14 protein-coding genes and 1 tRNA gene are annotated in these 18,538 nt (G+C 60.5%); 5 read left to right on the forward strand and 10 right to left on the reverse strand.

All coding sequences use genetic code 11. The features are described from left to right. Positions 1–299 precede the first annotated feature (299 nt). Positions 300–1,496, forward strand: coding sequence for an amino acid aminotransferase (locus tag J3P75_RS18035; protein ID WP_203421470.1), 1,197 nt, complete (start codon positions 300–302; stop codon positions 1,494–1,496). Positions 1,497–1,721: 225 nt separating this feature from the next. Next, on the forward strand, positions 1,722–1,922 hold the full coding sequence (locus J3P75_RS18040) for a hypothetical protein (RefSeq protein ID WP_090282632.1): 201 nt from the start codon (positions 1,722–1,724) through the stop codon (positions 1,920–1,922). Here J3P75_RS18040 and J3P75_RS18045 read toward each other — a convergent pair. Continuing rightward, entirely contained in the window at positions 1,919–2,149 is a 231-nt protein-coding gene (locus J3P75_RS18045; RefSeq protein WP_434707674.1) for a hypothetical protein, read from the reverse strand. The two genes, J3P75_RS18040 and J3P75_RS18045, sit on opposite strands and share 4 nt — an antisense overlap. A gap of 219 nt (positions 2,150–2,368) precedes the next feature. Between J3P75_RS18045 and J3P75_RS18050 the strand changes: the two genes are divergently transcribed. Beyond that, a tRNA-Asn gene (locus J3P75_RS18050) sits at positions 2,369–2,444 on the forward strand. Between the two features lie 119 nt (positions 2,445–2,563). Here J3P75_RS18050 and J3P75_RS18055 read toward each other — a convergent pair. Continuing rightward, positions 2,564–4,087: a nucleobase:cation symporter-2 family protein gene (locus J3P75_RS18055; protein WP_434707675.1), complete on the reverse strand. Its 1,524-nt coding sequence runs from the start codon at positions 4,085–4,087 to the stop codon at positions 2,564–2,566. Positions 4,088–4,339: 252 nt separating this feature from the next. Here J3P75_RS18055 and J3P75_RS18060 point away from each other — a divergent pair, with 252 nt between their 5' ends. Next, positions 4,340–4,624: a BrnT family toxin gene (locus tag J3P75_RS18060; RefSeq protein WP_434707676.1), complete on the forward strand. Its 285-nt coding sequence runs from the start codon at positions 4,340–4,342 to the stop codon at positions 4,622–4,624. A 3-nt stretch (positions 4,625–4,627) separates the two neighbouring features. Further along, positions 4,628–4,960 carry a BrnA antitoxin family protein gene (locus J3P75_RS18065; RefSeq protein ID WP_434707677.1) on the forward strand — a complete coding sequence of 111 codons (333 nt, stop codon included), beginning with the start codon at positions 4,628–4,630 and terminating at the stop codon, positions 4,958–4,960. On the opposite strand, the gene J3P75_RS18070 is transcribed toward J3P75_RS18065, so the two are convergent. The 8 genes from J3P75_RS18070 to mgtA all read right to left on the reverse strand — a co-directional run bounded on the left by J3P75_RS18070 (position 4,950) and on the right by mgtA (position 17,857). After that, the gene (locus J3P75_RS18070) at positions 4,950–5,789 is read right to left on the reverse strand and encodes an arylamine N-acetyltransferase family protein (RefSeq protein ID WP_434707678.1); all 840 of its coding nucleotides are present in this window, start codon (positions 5,787–5,789) and stop codon (positions 4,950–4,952) included. The two genes, J3P75_RS18065 and J3P75_RS18070, sit on opposite strands and share 11 nt — an antisense overlap. 100 nt (positions 5,790–5,889) lie before the next feature. Next, positions 5,890–6,684, reverse strand: a complete 795-nt coding sequence (xth, locus tag J3P75_RS18075) for an exodeoxyribonuclease III (RefSeq protein ID WP_434707679.1) — start codon at positions 6,682–6,684, stop codon at positions 5,890–5,892. An 81-nt stretch (positions 6,685–6,765) separates the two neighbouring features. Further along, entirely contained in the window at positions 6,766–8,208 is a 1,443-nt protein-coding gene (locus J3P75_RS18080) for a mechanosensitive ion channel domain-containing protein (protein ID WP_434707680.1), read from the reverse strand. 728 nt (positions 8,209–8,936) lie between these two features. Further along, positions 8,937–9,803: a pirin family protein gene (locus J3P75_RS18085; RefSeq protein WP_434707681.1), complete on the reverse strand. Its 867-nt coding sequence runs from the start codon at positions 9,801–9,803 to the stop codon at positions 8,937–8,939. Between the two features lie 171 nt (positions 9,804–9,974). Further along, a complete protein-coding gene (locus J3P75_RS18090) occupies positions 9,975–13,196 on the reverse strand; it encodes a transporter substrate-binding domain-containing protein (RefSeq protein ID WP_434711335.1) in 3,222 nt (1,073 codons plus the stop codon). Between the two features lie 10 nt (positions 13,197–13,206). Next, the gene (locus J3P75_RS18095; protein WP_434707682.1) at positions 13,207–13,833 is read right to left on the reverse strand and encodes a response regulator; all 627 of its coding nucleotides are present in this window, start codon (positions 13,831–13,833) and stop codon (positions 13,207–13,209) included. A 135-nt stretch (positions 13,834–13,968) separates the two neighbouring features. Beyond that, complete coding sequence (locus tag J3P75_RS18100) at positions 13,969–14,409, reverse strand: chemotaxis protein CheY (RefSeq protein WP_434707683.1); 441 nt, start codon at positions 14,407–14,409, stop codon at positions 13,969–13,971. 748 nt (positions 14,410–15,157) lie between these two features. Then, the gene (gene mgtA, locus J3P75_RS18105; RefSeq protein WP_434707684.1) at positions 15,158–17,857 is read right to left on the reverse strand and encodes a magnesium-translocating P-type ATPase; all 2,700 of its coding nucleotides are present in this window, start codon (positions 17,855–17,857) and stop codon (positions 15,158–15,160) included. Positions 17,858–18,538 lie beyond the last annotated feature (681 nt).

Genomic DNA, 18,538 nt, shown 5'->3' on the forward strand with positions numbered 1-18,538 from the left:
AGCACCACGGGGACGACCGCAAACGACCGATGTCGCGCAAGAAATACCTGGATTGTGCTCAATGTGGTGGCGATTGCCTGCGCTTTCAAGGCAAACGTCCTACATCTGTTAAAGACTCTGACACGCGCAGGCGACTAACGGTCAAGAAATAATCGGAAAAACTTCGCGCAAAAGCCGATTCGCCTGTCGCCATTGCCGAGTAATGGCCTCTATACTAGCTCCCCGTTTGTGCACCGCTCTAGTGCATCCGGCTGGAGCGCGACACGTCCCTCCATATCCCATTCAGAGCCGCCGCAATAATGAGCCTGTTCTCCGCTGTCGAAATGGCACCCCGCGATCCAATCCTGGGCCTCAACGAAGCATTCAACGCCGATACCCGGACCACCAAGGTCAACCTGGGCGTGGGTGTCTACTGCAACGAAGAGGGGCGAATTCCACTGCTGCGCGCGGTGATCGAAGCCGAGTCGATTCGCGTCGCGCAACACGCTTCGCGCGGTTACCTGCCGATCGACGGCATCGCCGCCTACGACCAGGCCGTGCAAAAGCTGCTGTTCGGTAACGACTCGCCGCTGATCGATGCTGGCCGCGTCATCACCACCCAGGCCGTCGGCGGCACCGGCGCACTGAAAATCGGCGCTGACTTCCTCAAGCAACTGCTGCCGAACGCCGTTGTGGCGATCAGCGATCCGAGCTGGGAAAACCACCGCGCGCTGTTCGAAACCGCCGGTTTCCCGGTGCAGAACTACCGCTACTACGACGCCGCCACGCACGACGTGAACCGCGCCGGCATGCTCGAAGACCTCAACGCCCTGCCGAACGGCTCGATCGTTGTCCTGCACGCTTGCTGCCACAACCCGACCGGCGTCGACCTGAGCCCGGCGGACTGGAACAATGTCCTGCAAGCGGTCAAAGCCAAAGGCCACGTGCCGTTCCTCGACATGGCCTACCAGGGTTTTGGCGACGGCATCGACGAAGACGCCGCTGCGGTGCGCCTGTTCGCCGAGTCCGGCCTGACCTTCTTCGTTTCCAGCTCGTTCTCCAAGTCGTTCTCGCTGTACGGCGAGCGAGTTGGCGCGCTGTCGATCATCAGCGAATCGAAGGAAGAAAGCGCGCGCGTGCTGTCGCAAGTCAAACGCGTGATCCGCACCAACTACTCCAACCCGCCGACCCATGGTGCGAGCATCGTCGCCGCCGTGCTGAACAGCCCTGAGCTGCGCGCCCAGTGGGAAGCCGAGCTGGCGGAAATGCGTCTGCGCATTCGCGGCATGCGCACGCAAATGGTCGATCTGCTGGCAGAGAAAGCGCCGGGCCGTGATTTCAGCTTCGTCGGTCGTCAGCGCGGCATGTTCTCCTACTCGGGCCTGACCACTGAACAGGTTCATCGCCTGCGCAACGAGTTCGGCATCTACGCCCTGGACACCGGCCGCATCTGCGTGGCGGCGTTGAACCAGAGCAACATCAAGGCTGTGACGGATGCGATTGTTCAGGTCATCTGACTTCGCAGCTTGATGAAAAACGGGAAGCCTTGGGGCTTCCCGTTTTTTATTTGTCTTTGAAAACGCCCCGTAACCTCTAGACTGCACACAATTCCAACTGTAGGAGTGAGCCTGCTCGCGATAGCGTTTTGTCAGCCTGAAAATGTATGACTGACACACCGCTATCGCGAGCAGGCTCACTCCTACAGGGTTTTGTGTACATTCGAAAGTTTTGCGAGAACCCACATGAAAAACGACAACCTGCGCGCCGACCGTGACGATCTGGATGATTTCATCCCGCGCGCCTCGGCCAAACGCGAAAAGAGCCTGGTGCTGCAAGTCGCCACCGGGGTATTCCTCGGTGGCCTGGCCCTGTGGCTGGTGCAACTGGCGGCAACGGCGGCGTATGCCAAGCTGATGCTCGGCACGATTACCTTCGGCAGTTAAGCCAGTTCAGCCAAGCGCTGAGCGGCGGCATCGTCGTAAATCACATACAGCGATTCGGCCACCTGGCTCTTGATGGTCTTGCTGCTTTCGAGGCCGAGGACGAACCCTTCGGCCTTGCCGCCGGCGCGGTTCAATTCTTCGGCGGTACTGGCCCCGGCGATTGCATCGAAAAGTTTTTCCGCGTGCGGGCCGATCCCTTTGGGCAGGCTGATCTGTGCAGTGCTCATGCGAGCACCTCGGTGTTGCGAGTGATTTGAGGCATGGCGCGTACCTTTGCGGCGAATGGCCGGCAGCGCGTGTGACCACTTCCGGGCGGTCATGGTAGACCGCTGGGGCTTTTCTGGTAACCGCCAATCACTGACAAATCACCGTCCGTCCCGAAGATTCACGCACTTTTGCATCAGGCGCTTGACTAGTCTTTTTAAATCAGTAACATACGCACCAATTCCGCAATAGCTCAGTTGGTAGAGCAAATGACTGTTAATCATTGGGTCCCTGGTTCGAGTCCAGGTTGTGGAGCCAAATAGCAAAGCCCCTGAATCGAAAGATTCAGGGGCTTTTTTGTGGGCGCTCGAAAAGCGCCAATGAAAAGGGCCGATCTGTCCATGACAGATCGGCCCTTTTCCATTCAGTCGCAGCCGTCAAACGTGTTCGCTGCTCTTGATCTGCACTTTCGCTGCGCCGTGCCCATGATCATGTTCGTCAGGCTCGATCACCGGCACTTCCTTGCCATCGCAGTCATGCAGCTTGCCGTCGCTGAAGTAGTCACCTTCGCGCAGCGCGGCCAGATCGCGGTAGCGCAAGGTGCGCTCCTCTGCTGCAGCGAACACCGATTGCTGATCCGAGTTACCCGCGGTGAAGTGGTTGAACGCCAGGTTGAGCAGGATCGCCATGATTGCCGACGAACTGATACCCGAATGGAAAATCGTCGCGAACCAGCTCGGGAATTGATCGTAGAAACTTGGAGCGGCAATCGGGATCATGCCGAAACCGATCGAAGTGGCGACGATGATCAGGTTGACGTTGTTGCGGTAATCGACCTTGGACAAAGTGCGAATGCCACTCGCAGCCACCGTACCGAACAACACGATACCGGCGCCGCCGAGTACCGAAGTCGGCACTGCGGCAATGACCCGCCCCATGAACGGCAACAGGCCGAGGATCACCAGGAACAGACCGCCCGTGGCCACCACGTAACGGCTCTTGATGCCGGTCACCGCCACTAGGCCAACGTTCTGCGCAAAGGCGCTTTGGGTGAACGAGCCGAAGATCGGCGCAAACATGCTCGACAGCATATCCGCGCGCAAGCCATTGCCCAAGCGCTTGGAGTCGACCTTGGTGCCGATGATCTCACCGACCGCCAGAATGTCCGCCGAGGTTTCCACCAGCGTCACCATGACCACGATGCACATCGACAGAATGGCGGCGAAGTGGAAGGTCGGCATGCCGAAGTGAAACGGCGTCGGGAAGCCGAACATCGGGCCGGTGGTGACACTGGAGAAATCGGCCATGCCGAGGAACACCGCCAGCACCGTGCCGATCACCATGGCCAACAGGATCGACAGACGCGAAATGGTCGCACTGCCGACCTTGCTTAGCAGCAACACGAGTACCAGCGTGACCGCCGCCAGACCGATGTTCTGCATGCTGCCGAAGTCCGGTGCATGACTGTTGCCGCCCATCGCCCAGCGCGCCGCCACCGGCATCAGCGTCAGGCCGATGGTGGTGATCACGATACCGGTGACCAGCGGCGGAAAGAACTTGGTAATGCGCGAGAACACCGGGGTGATCAACAGCCCTATCAAGGACGCCGCAATCACCGCGCCGAGCACCGACTGAAAGCCGCCCTCCCCGCCACTGCTGACGATCGCGACCATGGTCGCCACGCCGGAAAACGACACGCCCTGCACCAGCGGCAACTGACAGCCAAAAAACGGCAGAGCCAGGGTTTGCAGCAGCGTCGCCAGCCCCCCCGCAAACAATGAAGCAGCAATCAACAAACCGATGTCCGCCGGCGACAGGCCGGCCGCCTGGCCGATGATCAGTGGCACCGCAACGATACCGCCGTACATGGTCAGCACATGTTGCAGGCCGTAAGCCATATTCGCGCCGACCCCGAGATTTTCGTCCTCGGGCCGTGGGTGTGAAACATGGGGCGTTTTCATGGTGGGGGGTTCCCTGGTTTTTGTTATGCGCACACTGTATTCAATACCCGTGACAAATGTCCATAGAGTTGTATACAACTTGTCAGTCACATAATGGTTAGTTAGCCACCCAACCTTCTAGCCTGCGGCTTCTGCCTCACAAATCCGGCAACACATCCTCGTCAGCGTCCATGCACATGCCCACTAGGCTGAAGTGTTCATGGCGACCAGCGGTACGGTCGCATCCTTTCTTATACATATAAAGTATGCATAATGAAGTCATTCAAAATTCAGTACGACAAAAGCAAGAACGCAGCCAACAAACTCAAGCACAAAGGCATCAGCCTTGCCGAGGTCGAACCCGTCTTGCACGACGAACGCGCACTGACGCTTGAGGACAACGATCATGACGAACAACGCTGGATCAGCCTTGGGCTCGATGCAAAGGAGCGCGTGCTGGTCGTTGCGTACAGCTACCGAGAAGTGAATGACGTTCGAATCATCTCCGCACGCCTCGCCACACCGAGCGAACGACGTGCCTATTTTCAGGAGGCTTGAGCCATGCAAGACGAATATGACTTTTCCACTGGCAAACGCGGTGCTGTTGCGCCCAACAAAGGCAAGACGCGCATCACCATCATGCTCGATGACGCGGTAATCGAAGCGGCGCGTACGGCCGCGGACCATGAGGGGTTCGGCTATCAGACTGTCATCAACAACACGCTGCGCCACGCCTTGCTCGACACTGCCCGCCAGCAACAGCCGGATGATTCGGGCGTTAGTGGACAATTCAAAAAAGGCATTACGGCCGGCGATCTGAAGAGTCTGGAAAGGAAGCTTTCGGCCGCGATCGGCGAAATCCGCCGCGTGCTCGAACCGGACGTCAAACCCTAGGCGCGGCAGGCGTAATCACCCGCGCCAGTGCCTGGCGAATACGCGGCAAATCATCCACATCAAGGCCAAACTCGCGTTGCAGCACGTCGATCAACTCGTCGACCTCGGTCACCTCGCGCCGCTCACTCTCCGCGCCCATGTGATGGATAGCGAAGCTGCCGTTGTTCAGCGTCTTGCGCCAGCCATCGCCAGTACGGGCGACCATCAACCGCTGAGTGAACGGTGACTGCGGGTGCGTCGAGACGTACCAGTTGCCGACGGTGTAATCGATGTCCTCCTGACGTTGCAGGTCGAACAGGTACATGGGCCGCCACTCGCCGGCCACGTTGGCGCGGAGCATGTAGCCGTCGGGCTGGTGTTCGAGGCGATAGGGTTCGTGCGGAGTCGCTTGTTCGGCTTCGGTGTCGAGCCGCAACGGTGCGGTGGGCACCATGCCGCCGAAGCCGACGTCGGTGATGTAGCGGTGGCCCTCGATTGTCACCAGGCTCAAACGATGGGTACGCGCCGTCCAGCTGCCTTCGGGCTGATTCATCACCACGCGCCCGCTGATCGCCCGAGCTTCGAAGCCCAGCTCCAGCAACAGCGCGAAGAACAGATGATTGAGTTCATAGCAATAACCGCCGCGACCACCGAGCAGGATTTTCTGTTCAATGAACGGCAGATCGATCAGCACTGGCGCGCCGGTGATGGTTGTCAGGTTCTCGAAAGGAAACACGCCGGTATGGCGTAATTGCAACTGGCGCAGCGTCTCCAGCGTCGCCGGCGGCGGTGAATCGAACCCCAGGCGTTGCAGGTACAGCTTCAGATTCTTCAGGCGTGGCGCGCTCATTGCTCGGTCCTTTTGCAGGGAGGCCGCAGATCACTGCGTTGCTGCTCGCCATGTATACGGATCGGGCGCACGTTCCGACAATTGATTTCGCCAATCGCCATCAGCGCTTCTTGCGCGAGCCGATGCGGATCCACGTTGGCGCATGGTCGCTGGCGTGCGGCTCGTTGCGCACCCAGGCGTCTACTCCGGCGTCATGCAGATACGGACTCAGCGCCGGGTTGAGCAGCAGGTGATCGATGCGCAGGCCGGAGTTGGTTTGCCAATGCTGGCGAAAATAGTCCCAGAACGTATAAATGCGCTCCTCGGGATACAGATGACGCAGCGAATCGGTCCAGCCTTGATCGAGCAGCCGTTGGTAGCACTCACGACTCTCCGGTTGCAGCAAGGCATCCTTGAGCCATGAGCGGGTGTTGTAGATGTCCATGTCGGTGGGCACGACGTTGTAATCGCCGGCTAGCACTACCGGGTGATCGCCACTTTGCAGGTCTTTGGCGTAGGTGATCAGCCGTTCGAACCACGCCAGTTTGTAATCGAATTTCGGCCCCGGTTGCGGGTTGCCGTTGGGCAGATACAGACAGCCGACCAGCACGCCGTGCACCGCCGCTTCGATGTAGCGGCTCTGCGTGTCATCCGCGTCACCGGGCAGGCCGCGGCGACTCTCCAGCGGTTGCGCATCGCGTGCCAGAATCGCCACACCGTTCCACGACGCCTGGCCCTGCCAGATCGCGCCATAACCGGCCGCTTCCAGCTCGGCGGCGGGAAAGGCGCTGTCCACCGATTTGAGCTCTTGCAGGCAGACGATGTCGGGCTGCTCGCGCTTTAGCCATTCCAGCAGATTCGGCAGCCGCGCTCGCATGCCGTTGACATTGAAGGTGGCGATCCGCAGGTTTTTCATCGTCTGCAACTCCGGCCAGTGGGTATGCCAATAGTGACCCCGAGAGCGCCGCGCAGGTTGCATTCGATAACAGCGGTGACCTCAGGCCCGATTGCGCAGCCATTGCAGAAAGCCGCGTTTGGGCGCGACCTCCGGGGTCTCCTCGGTCAGCGCTTGCGCCTTGTGCAAGCGGAAATCGAGCAAGGCCTGCATGGCGTCGTGGATGTCGTGACGGGCATCCAGACAAGGTTTCAGATAGGACTTTTCGATGCGGTACAAGGCGCAGAACGTCTTCGCCGAGAAGTCCGCCGGCAGCGCGGTGTCAGACAGGATCCCCGCTTCGCCAATCACCTCGCCCGGGCCCATGCGTCCGGATTCGAACGTGGTGCCGTGGCGCTTCAATGTCACCGAGACCACGCCGGACTCGATGATGAACAAATGATCGCTGACCTCCCCGCCCGCCAGGATGATCTCGTCGGCGCGGAAGGTTTGCAGGTTCATGTTCTGGCTGAAGGTGTCCTTCTCCTCCTCGCGCAGGGTCGAGAAGATCGGCGAACTGTCGAGCAATGCCCGCGGGCGCGACAAGTGCGGCGCGATGCCGGTTTCATTACTCGACAGCAGATTGACGCCGGACGCCTGCAGATGCCGATACGCCAGGTCGAACAGCTGATTGCGCACGACACGCTTCTCGCCCATCGACGCGACAAAACCGCTGATCTCGTACTCCGCGCCAGCGCTGGCGGAGCTTTTCAGCGCGACGCTCGGCGCCGGGGTGTCGAGCAATTGCCGACAGCCCTGCATCGCCCGCTCCAGCGCCTCGATCACTGAGCTGGGCCGCGCATGCGGGCTGACCTGCACACTCACCGCAACGCCGAACATATTGCTTGGCCGACTGAAATTGATGATCTTGGCCTTCGCCGCCAACGAGTTGGGAATCACCGCCATGCTGCCCTGGCTGGTTTGCAGACGCGTGGCGCGCCAATCGATATCGGTCACCCGGCCCTCGGTGCCGTCGATGGAAATCCAGTCATCGAGTTGGTAAGGCTTGGTGGTGTTAAGGACGATCCCCGAGAACACGTCGCTGAGCGTGCTCTGCAACGCCAGACCGACAATGATCGCCAACGCGCCAGAAGTCGCCAGCACACCTTTGACCGGCAGATCGAGCACATAGGCCAGCGCCGCAATGATCGCGACCAGAAAGATCACCGCCCCGAGCAAATCCTGCAACAACCGCCCGGTATGCCCGACCCGCTGCATCATCACCGCACCGATCAACACCGTCAGCGTCCGCGCACCGAACAGCCACCAACCGATCTGCAACCCCGTCGCCGCCAGATGCAACGGCACATTCTCCGCCCACGGCGCCGGCTCCATCGGATTGAGCCCTTCGTTGAACAGCAACACACTGAACAACGCAAAAATCAGCACCCGCACCAACAGCTTCCACTCACTGCCACGGGAACTGATCAACCGCCACAGACCAAGATCGAGCAGGATCAGGATAAACGCGCTAAACAGCGGATGTTCGGTCAGCAGAGACAGCATCAAACAACTCCGACGAAGGCCAATCGCGAGAAGATCGCACAGATTGGCACAGTGTAGGAGCAAATGATTTTGGTGCGGTTTTGGATTTGGTCTAGCGGTGATGTTGGGAGGCTGGGGGGCTGGGGGGTGCTTGAAATCATGCTGAAAAATCAAAAGCCCCTCACCCTAGCCCTCTCCCGGAGGGAGAGGGGACTGACGGTGGTGATCGGAAGAACTACGTCAACATGAAAACCGAGTCGAACTCAGGTTTTGAACGGCCCACAAATCGGCTCCCACTCCCTCGGGAGAGGGCTGGGGTGAGGGGCAGCCACACCAAAAATCCAAAGCCATGCGGCGCTTCTAACCACTCAACAATGAGCGTTAGCTCGAGTGCTCTTGATCTTGACCCACCGGCGACGTCGGAAGGCTGAGCGGAGGGATCGATCCGGGCGTGGGAGCGCAGCGACCGTCTGGCGCAGCCAGACACAGCGGAAGGAGGTGCAGCGCAGCAAACCGTAGCCGCTGCGCCCGGATCGATCCCGGAGCGAAGGAACCCGAGCCTGCGAGGGCCGAACGCAGGAGCAAGCGTTTTGGGTTACCTTTTTGGCGTTTGAAAAAGGTGACCCGCCGTAAGGGCGGAACCCTAAGCCGCCGTTACCGCAGCAACGGATATGTACACAAAACAAAAAACCAGCGCCTGGAAAAAAGCCTTCGCGAGCAGGCTCGCTCCCACAGTATCCGGCGCAGCCTCAACTCCGCATCCGCCCAAACCGCCCCGACTGAAAATCAACAAACGCCTGATGAATCTCCGCCTCCGAATTCATCACAAACGGACCATGCCCGACAATCGGCTCATCGATCGGCTCGCCACTGAGCAACAACACCACCGCATCCTCAGCCGCCTCAAGCGACACCGCCCGCCCCGCGCGCTCGAACAATACCAACTGCCCGACAGCCGCCGACTCCCCAGCATTGACCCGCACCGAACCCCGCAACACCACCAACGCCGTATTACGCCCTTCATGCAAATCAAGCGTCAGCAACCTGCCAGCGTTCAGCCGCAAATCCCACACATCAATCGGCGTAAACGTGCGCGACGGCCCTTTATGCCCCTCGAACTCACCCGCAATCAAACGCAGGCTGCCAGCGTCATCCTTGAGCGCGATGCGCGGAATGTCACTGTCGAGAATGGTCTGATACCCCGGCGCGGCCATCTTGTCCTTGGCGGGCAAGTTGACCCACAACTGCACCATCTCCAGTTTGCCACCGGTTCTGGCGAAGTTTTCCGAGTGAAACTCTTCATGCAGAATCCCCGACGCAGCCGTCATCCACTGCACATCGCCGGGGCCGATCAGCCCGCCACTGCCGGTAGAATCGCGGTGCTGCACTTCGCCATCGTAAACAATTGTCACGGTTTCGAAACCGCGATGCGGATGCTGGCCCACGCCGCGTTGTTCCGTGGTCGGCGTGAATTCGGCCGGGCCGGCATGATCGAGCAGCAGGAACGGGCTGATGTGTTTGCCCAGGTTGTCGTAGGAAAACAGCGTGCGCACCGGAAAACCATCGCCGACCCAATGGCCGCGCGGGCTGGTGTAGATACCGATAAGGTTTTTCATGGGGTCTCCAATCTGGATAAAAGCATTGGATTCATCCTAACCGCCTGACCAATATCGGACTAGAGGGCGAAAACCGGCTTCAGCGTTCCATCAGAGGAACAATGGTTTGCCAACAGAATTTGCAGCGCTGCAATCGCCAGCAGGCTGGCTCCCACCAAAACCGCAGCGGCTCTATCCGGTTTGCAGGTGTTGCGCGAGGCTGTCCATAGAGTCGCGCAACGCCTCGATTACCGTGTTCGGCAGCGGCGTTTGCCCGTCAGCGCAAGCCCGTTCCAGGTCGACACAGGCCGCCACCACCCGCGCCGCGCCGACCATCTGCGCGCCACCCTTGATGTGATGCGCCAGCTCGCGCAACCCGGCGCGGTCGCGGTCATCCTGCAACACCGCCAGCAGTTGCCGGTCCAGGCGCAAGCTGTTCAGCACTTCCTCGCGCAGGCGCTCGATCAAACCGCGATCATTGCCAGCCATTTGCTCCAGCGTACTGAGGTCGATTTCCGCCAGCGAAGAGGTTGCTACCTGCTCCGCCGGCATGTCGCAATGGCTGGCGGCGGCCAATGCCTGGGCCAGATCGTGCAAGCGAATCGGCTTGAACAGGCAATCGTCCATGCCGGCGGCCAGACAGCGAGCGCGTTCCTCGGTCTGTGCATTGGCGGTGAAACCCAGCAGCAGGCACGGTGTGCGTTCGGCCAGCGATTCTTGCTCACGAATCGCCTGTGCGAGCTGATAGCCGTTGCGCCGCGGCATGTTGCAATCGGTAATCACCACGTCGAATGCCTGCGTCCGCCAGCGCTGCAGGGCGTCGTCGCCGTTGTCGGTGTCGACCGTCCGATGGCCGAGTTCACTCAGTTGCCAGCACAACAGCAGACGGTTGACCGGATGATCATCGACCACCAGCACATTCAGCGAACGCGCCGCCGTGGCAACCATAACGGGAGCCGACGCGGCTTGCGCAAGCGCCGCCAGCAGCGGCAACTCGAGACTGACCTCCACCTGCGTGCCTTCATCGGGCACGCTGTCCAGTCGCAGAGTGCCGCCCATCATCTCGCACAGGTTGCGGCTGATCACCAGGCCCAGCCCGGAACCGCTGCGCGCCGATTGCGCGTGATTGCTCGCCTGCACGAACGGGCTGAACAGTCGTTGTCGATCTTCGGGACTGATCCCCACGCCGCTGTCCTTGATCAACACCCTCACCGCCAAGCGCCCGGTCGGCGCAGCGCTGACCACCAGATGCAAGCTGACCTGGCCCTCGTCAGTGAACTTGATGGCGTTGCTCAGCAGGTTCGACAGCACCTGCTTGAAACGTGTCGGGTCGATCAATACGTCGACGTTGCTCCGGGTATCGAGTTGCAGATGCCAAAGCAAGTGTTTCTGCCGCGCCAGCCCCTCGAAGACCCGGCACACCGAGAGCACCAGTTCACGCAGGTTGGCGCGTTCAGGCGCGAGGGACAGATGCCCGGTCTCGATCCGCGCGATGTCGAGAATGTCGCCGATCAGCGCCAGCAATTGTTGCCCGGCGTTGGACGCCACCTGAATCGCCAGACGATCGGTCACGCCCTCCTCTGCGCGTTTCAAGGCCAGTTCGAGCATGCCGATCAAGGCGTTCATCGGCGTGCGGATTTCATGGCTCATGGTCGCCAGAAACGTGGTCTTGGCGCGATTGGCATCGTCCGCCGCATCCTTGGCGTCCTGCAGTTGCTGCAGCCATTGTTGACGGCGCCGCAACTGGCGGCGCTGCCAGACGATCCAGCCCAGCGCCAGCGCCAACAGCAACGCCGCTGCCGCAAAACCGAGGAGTATTTCGTGGCGATGGCGCAGCCAGTAACTGTCATCGACCACCACCTCATGGCTCCAGCGCTCGACCAGTTCATCCATCTGCTGCGGGGCGATGCTCAACAGTGCCTTGTTCAGGATCGAATGCAGCGCCGGCAGGTGCGGTGCGGTCGCCAAGGCAATGCGCGCCGGTTGATCACCGACCGTGCCGGTAATACGCAGGCGTTCGCGGTAATGGCGGGCAATCAGAAACCGCGCCACCACCAACGAACTCACCGTGACGTCGACCTGGCCCTTGAGGATCATCGCCATGCCGTCGGCCGGGCTCGCGGTTTCGACCAGGCGCAAGCTCGGCACACGGGCCACCAGATAACTGCGCAACGGATGGCCGCGGTAGATTGCCAGACGCTTGCCCGCCAGTTCGTCCAGCGGGAGCGGCCCCTGCCAGGTGCTTGCGCTGACCAGCACGAACGGATTGTTCAGGTAGGCGCGAGTGAACTGCAGCTCGGTTTCGCGCTCGCTGCTGGGCGTCACCACCGGCAACAGGTCCAGCTCGCCGGCCTTGAGCTGCTCGATCTGACGGTCCAGCGAGGTTCCGCGCACGATCTCGAAGTTGAGCCCGCTGCGCTGGCTGATCAGGCTCAGCAACTGCGCCGTGAGCCCGCTGAAACGGCCGTCGGCATCGAAAAACGTCAGCGGCGCGAAATCTTCGATGGCGCCGACTCGCACGACCGGGTGCTCATCGAGCCAGGCCTGCTCGCTGGCGCTGAGTTGCACCCGCGACTGCTCCGCCATTTCCGCCAGACCGGCGCTCCAGCGCTGTTCGATGCGTTGCCGGCGCTCCATGGGAATGGCCGCCAGCGCCAGATCGACGATGCGTTTGAGCCGCGCATCGCTGCGCAGCAAGGCGAAGCCGAACGCATTGGCATCCAGGCCCGACGGCCCGGCCAGTTGCAGGTCGTTGCGATAATTGGTGTTGATCAGGTAGTTGGCGCTGATGAAATCACCGAGGTACACGTCGTCTGCGCCGAACGCCACCGCACCGAGTGCGTCCATCGCCGACGGGTAACGCTGCACGTGGGCCAGCGGATAAAAGCCTTGCACGGCCGCCAGTGGTAGATAGTCCTCGACCATCGCCAGACGTTTGCCGGCCAGATCGGTCGGTATCTGTTCGTCGAGGCGAGTCACCAGCATCGGTTGATCTTCGGCGTACGGCCGGGACAACACAAAGGCCGGATCGCCGATTTCAAAGCTGTTGGAGGTGCCGAGCAGATCAACCTCGCCACGCCTGAGCGCAGCCATCACCGCCTCACGGTCGGCAAACCGGCGCACCTCGATGCGGATGCCGAGCAACTGCGCCAGCAGATCGGCGTAATCAGCGGTCAGCCCTTCGAGTTCATGCTGGTTGCGGGTCAATTCGAATGGCGGGTAATCCGGCCCGGAAATGCCCATGCGCAACAGCGGGTGCTGACGCAGCCATTGCCGGTCCTGAGCGTCGAGGCGCAACTGGACATTTTCCAGGCCGGTCCGGGTCAGCACTTCCAGCACCTGCGGTGATTCACTCGCCGCGCATAGCGCGGTCAGGCTCAACCACAGCCCGACGATCCAGCCTCCCTGGCGCATGGTCGCGCGCTCAGATGACATGATTGCGCTTGGCGAAATCGCGCAAGTGCACCGCTGAGTTGACGCCAAGTTTTTTCATCAACCGGGTCTTGTAAGTGCTGACGGTCTTGTGGCTCAGGTGCATGTCCTCGGCGATCGACTTGTTGGACTTGCCCTGGCCCAATTGCTCGAGAATGCTCAGCTCACGGTTGGAAAGCTGATCGATCATTTCCTTCTCGGTGGTCTGCACCGCGTTCAGCACGCTAGCGTTATCCGACAGCGCGGCGAAATAGGTGTAGCCCGACATCAATGCCTGAATGGCTTTGTGCAACTGCTGCAACTGATTGGTCTTGGTCACATACGCCATGGCCCCGGCGCGCAGGCAGCGCTCCTGATAAAACAACGGATCGTGAGTACTGAATACCAGCACGCGGCAGTCCAGATCGTTGGCCTTGATCCGTGCCAGCACCTCCAGCCCGCCGAGCGCCGGCAGGTTGATATCGAGGATCACCAGTTGCGGCTGATGCTCACGAATCAGCGCCAGCACCTCGTTGCCCTGAGAAGCCTCGTGAATCAGTTTGAATCCTTCAGCTTGCAACACGATCCGGATGGCGGCGCGCACCACCGGATGATCGTCGACGATCAGCGCTGACTTCATGACCACTCCCAGTGCATAGCCCGACGAACAGCCCACCGGTGTCGGCGAATCCGGACTCGGTGGCTGCGCGGGGACTGTTACACGGAACGGTGGGCAAATCACCTGTCAGGTCTGACAGTTGTGCACATTGATGTTTTATGCATGGGCTGCCCTGCGCACCGCCGCAAATGGCGGCCGGGCCAACGCCTCGGCGCGGGTGGCGGGCGCATCGACCAGTGTCATCAATTGCTCGATCGACGGCAGGCCTGGCAGGGCCAGCGGGCTGATCTGTACGTTGTCCTGAGCAAACCCGGCAGCGCAGTGCAATGGCGCCGTGCGTTCGTTGTAGATCAAGGCCTGCCGCACCTGCGGGTTATCGAGGAAAAACCCCAGCAGGTCGAGCGAACCGGCCAGATCGGCATTGATGACCACCGCATCGAACGGCTCGCAGCCGTAGTCGACCAGCGTCAACAGCTCGGCGAGGCTTTGCGCCGGGGCCACGCGGTAATAATCGAGGCTGTTGAACAGGCGCTCGATTTTCATCCGGTGAAAATGCTGGGTGTCGGCGATCAGGATGCGCAGGGCTTTGTTGATCATGGTCATTCTCCCGCTGTCAGGATTTCTGGGTGGGCAAGCCTACGCAATCGCCCATGCCGGGCTCTGTAGGACTTTTCCTAAAAAATCGGTCATTAATCCGAGGCTGTGCCGGCGCGGCGCTGTTGCAGCCCAGTGCCAGGGTGCTGCTGATGGCGGCGCGGCAACGCGTTACCTCGGGCGGGCCTGAAATCAAAAGCCACGTCAAAAGCCCCTCACCCTAGCCCTCTCCCGGAGGGAGAGGGAACTGACCGAGGTGAATTCGAGAGGTATGCCGACATGCAACCGAGTCGAATACAAATTTCGAAACCAACCAAAATCGGCTCCCTCTCCTCGGGGAGAGGGCTGGGGCGAGGGGCAAATACACCGTAAATCTCAAGCCATGCGCCGCTTCTAACCACTCAACAATGAGCGCAAGCTCGAGTGCCCTTGATCTTGCCTAACCGGCGACATCGGAAGGCTGAGCGCAGGGATTGATCCGGGCGTGGGAGCGCAGCGACCGTCTGGCGTAGCCAGACACAGCGGACGTAGGTGCAGCGCAGCAAACCGTAGCCGCTGCGCCCGGATCGATCCCGCAGCGAAGGAACCCGAGCCTGCGAGGGCCGTACGCAGGAGCAAAGCCTTTTGGTTCCTTTTTGCTGGGCCGGCACTCCGGCGTCTGAAAAAGGGACTCGCCGTAAGGGCGAAACCATAAGCAGCCGTTACCGCAGCAACGGATATGTACCCAAAAAACCAACACAGCACAGAACAATCATTGCCAGCCAAACCGCCGAACATAAAACCCCTTCACCGCCTGAGTCAGCCCCATATACGCCAACAGAATCACCGGCAAAAACACAAAATACAGCGACGGCAATGCCTGCAACTTGAAGTAATGCGCCAACGGCCCCATCGGCAAGAAAATCCCGACCGCCATGATCATCCCGGTCATCACCAGCAGCGGCATCGCAGCACGGCTCTGCAGAAACGGAATCTTCGGCGTGCGAATCATGTGCACGATCAACGTCTGGGTCAGCAGCCCGACCACAAACCAGCCAGACTGAAACAGCGTCTGGTGGTCCGGCGTGTTGGCATCGAACACGTACCACATCAAGGCAAACGTGGTGATGTCGAAAATCGAACTGATCGGGCCAAAAAACAGCATGAAACGCCCCACTTCGCCCGGCTGCCAGCGCTGCGGTTGTTTCAGCATGTCCTCGTCGACGTTATCGAACGGAATGGCAATCTGCGAAATGTCATAAAGCAGGTTCTGCACCAGCAAGTGCATCGGCAGCATCGGCAGGAATGGAATGAACGCACTGGCCACCAGCACCGAGAACACGTTGCCGAAGTTAGAGCTGGCAGTCATCTTGATGTACTTGAGCATGTTGGCGAAGGTGCGCCGCCCTTCGAGCACGCCCTCCTCCAGCACCATCAGGCTCTTTTCCAAGAGAATGATGTCGGCCGCTTCCTTGGCGATGTCCACCGCACTGTCGACGGAAATCCCGATATCGGCAGTACGCAGCGCTGGCGCATCGTTGATGCCGTCGCCCATGAAGCCAACCACATGGCCGTTGCCTTTGAGGATGCGCACGATGCGTTCCTTGTGCGACGGCGTCAGCCTGGCGAAGACGTTGGTTCGCTCCACCGCCACGGCCAGTTCGGCATCGCTCATGCGCTCGATATCGTTGCCCATCAGCAAGCCTTGCTGAGCGAGGCCGACTTCACGGCAGATCTTCGCTGTCACCAGTTCGTTGTCACCGGTCAGCACTTTCACCGCCACGCCATGTGCGGCCAGAGCCATGAGCGCCGGCGCCGTGCTTTCCTTGGGCGGATCGAGGAACGCCACGTAACCGATCAGCGTCAGATCCTGTTCGTCGGCGAGGCTGTAAACATCGCGACCTTCGGGCATCGAGCGAGCCGCCACCGCCACCACGCGCAAGCCTTCAGCGTTGAACGCTGCAGTGACCTGACGAATCCGGCTCAGCAGTTCATCGCTCAAGGCTTCATCAGCCTCGCCATGCCGCACCCGGCTGCACACCGCCAACACCTCCTCCACCGCGCCTTTGCAAACCAATTGATGCGCCTGGCCACGACCTTCGACCACCACCGACATGCGCCGGCGATTGAAGTCGAACGGGATTTCATCGACCTTGCGAAACGCCGTGCCGACTTTCAGCTGACGATGGATTTCCACGTGTTCCAGCACTGCCACATCGAGCAGGTTTTTCAGACCGGTCTGGTAGTAGCTGTTGAGATAGGCCATTTCCAGCACGTCGTCAGAATCTTCGCCCCAGACGTCGACATTGCGCGCGAGGAAGATCTTGTCTTGGGTCAGGGTGCCGGTCTTGTCGGTGCACAGCACGTCCATGGCGCCGAAGTTCTGGATCGCGTCGAGGCGCTTGACGATGACTTTCTTGCGCGACAGAAACACCGCGCCCTTGGCCAGGGTCGAGGTGACGATCATCGGCAGCATTTCCGGGGTCAGGCCGACCGCGATCGACAGCGCGAACAGCAGCGCTTCAGTCCAGTCACCCTTGGTGAAACCATTGATGAACAACACCAGCGGCGCCATGACGAACATGAAACGGATCAACAGCCAGCTGACCTTGTTGACCCCTTGCTGGAACGAGGTCACCGCCCGATCAGTCGCCCCGACCCGCTGCGCCAGCGCGCCGAAATAGGTGTGATTGCCGGTGGTGAGGATCACCGCCACGGCAGTACCGGACACGACGTTGGTGCCCATGAACAGAATGTTGTCCAGCTCCAGCGGATTGCACGTATCGCGATCGGTCTGGCGCGGGAATTTCTCCACCGGCATCGATTCACCGGTCATCGCCGCCTGGCTGACGAACAGATCCTTGGCGCTGAGCACCCGGCAATCAGCGGGAATCATGTCGCCGGCCGAGAGCACGATCAGATCACCTGGCACCAGTTGCTTGATCGGCAACTCGCTGCGCGGCGCGTCACGGCGCAGCACCGTGGCGGTGTTGCTGACCATGGCTTTGAGCGCATCGGCAGCCTGGTTGGATTTGCTTTCCTGCCAGAAGCGCAGCAGCGTCGACAGCACCACCATGGAGAAAATCACCACGGCGGCCTTCAAGTCTTCGGTCAGCCATGAGATCACTGCCAGCAAGGTCAGCAGCAGGTTGAACGGGTTTTTGTAGCAGTGCCACAAATGCGTCCACCAGGGCAGCGGTTGCTCGTGCTCGACCTCGTTGAAGCCGTGTTGCGCGCGCAGTGCGTCGACTTCGACATCGCGCAGGCCTTCGCAATGGCTGCCGAGCGATGCCAGCAATTCGCTGCTGTCGCAATGCGCGGCAGCGACCAGCGTGTTGGCCAGGGTTGACGGGACTTCACGGCTGACCGTGCTGTCGTTGAGCGACTCCAGCAGCGCCAGACGACGGAAGTGCCGGGCGATGTGGCGGTTGCGCAGGAAGCCTGCGAAAAATTCCTTGAGCGTAAGTTTCATGGCTGTTGCCCCTGTGGTCAGCCGGGAAACCGTCAAGCAGGTACGACCGCACCGCTGCCGCCGGGAAAACCGGCACGGCAAGGCGTGGCGCGCCGGTCAAAAAGACCGGCGTGTCGATAGGGCTGCGATTACGACAATAAAGTCGTCATCACGCTCTGTTCAGCGTCGATGAGAGGGACGTCAAGGCATGCCCAGGACGGGCCATGCACGGGATGCCGCTGCTCGCTGTTACGGCGAGACAACGGCAGGGAAAGGCTGCGCGTTATCTTGCCGAGCATCTGCCGGTTACCGAGACCGGCCGACAACTGTCACTCGAACAAGTACCCACTGTGGGTCTCCGCTATTGATGAAAACGCGTGGAGCTTACGCCCCGGATATGTCGGGAGTAAACGGCAAAAGAATGGCATGTGCGGGATGTTCAGGAAGGGTTCAGGAAGCAGACTCTCAGGCGCTCTCAAGGCCCTCATCGCCAGCAGGCTGGCTCCCACAGGGGTTCCGGGGCGAACACGGATTTTGTGTTCACAACCCTCCACTGTGGGAGCTAGCCTGCTAGCGATTGTGGTGTGTCTGGCGCAGCAGGTTTCAGCTGGCTCCCACAGGGGTTCCGGGGCGAACACCGATTTTGTGTTCACAACCCTCCACTGTGGGAGCTAGCCTGCTAGCGATTGTGGTGTGTCTGGC

This window comes from Pseudomonas sp. R1-1 (genome assembly GCF_051132135.1).
In the GTDB taxonomy this organism is placed as follows: Bacteria; Pseudomonadota; Gammaproteobacteria; order Pseudomonadales; family Pseudomonadaceae; genus Aquipseudomonas.

Bases quoted from the DNA above. Each gene is read 5' to 3' on its own strand.
- J3P75_RS18045 (WP_434707674.1), bottom strand. From the start codon at position 2,149: ATGAGCACTGCACAGATCAGCCTGCCCAAAGGGATCGGCCCGCACGCG.
- J3P75_RS18070 (WP_434707678.1), bottom strand. From the start codon at position 5,789: ATGAGCGCGCCACGCCTGAAGAATCTGAAGCTGTACCTGCAACGCCTG.
- mgtA (WP_434707684.1), bottom strand. From the start codon at position 17,857: ATGAAACTTACGCTCAAGGAATTTTTCGCAGGCTTCCTGCGCAACCGC.
- J3P75_RS18090 (WP_434711335.1), bottom strand. From the start codon at position 13,196: ATGCGCCAGGGAGGCTGGATCGTCGGGCTGTGGTTGAGCCTGACCGCG.
- J3P75_RS18040 (WP_090282632.1), top strand. From the start codon at position 1,722: ATGAAAAACGACAACCTGCGCGCCGACCGTGACGATCTGGATGATTTC.
- J3P75_RS18035 (WP_203421470.1), top strand. From the start codon at position 300: ATGAGCCTGTTCTCCGCTGTCGAAATGGCACCCCGCGATCCAATCCTG.
- J3P75_RS18060 (WP_434707676.1), top strand. From the start codon at position 4,340: ATGAAGTCATTCAAAATTCAGTACGACAAAAGCAAGAACGCAGCCAAC.
- J3P75_RS18100 (WP_434707683.1), bottom strand. From the start codon at position 14,409: ATGATCAACAAAGCCCTGCGCATCCTGATCGCCGACACCCAGCATTTT.
- J3P75_RS18065 (WP_434707677.1), top strand. From the start codon at position 4,628: ATGCAAGACGAATATGACTTTTCCACTGGCAAACGCGGTGCTGTTGCG.
- J3P75_RS18055 (WP_434707675.1), bottom strand. From the start codon at position 4,087: ATGAAAACGCCCCATGTTTCACACCCACGGCCCGAGGACGAAAATCTC.
- xth (WP_434707679.1), bottom strand. From the start codon at position 6,684: ATGAAAAACCTGCGGATCGCCACCTTCAATGTCAACGGCATGCGAGCG.
- J3P75_RS18095 (WP_434707682.1), bottom strand. From the start codon at position 13,833: ATGAAGTCAGCGCTGATCGTCGACGATCATCCGGTGGTGCGCGCCGCC.
- J3P75_RS18085 (WP_434707681.1), bottom strand. From the start codon at position 9,803: ATGAAAAACCTTATCGGTATCTACACCAGCCCGCGCGGCCATTGGGTC.
- J3P75_RS18080 (WP_434707680.1), bottom strand. From the start codon at position 8,208: ATGCTGTCTCTGCTGACCGAACATCCGCTGTTTAGCGCGTTTATCCTG.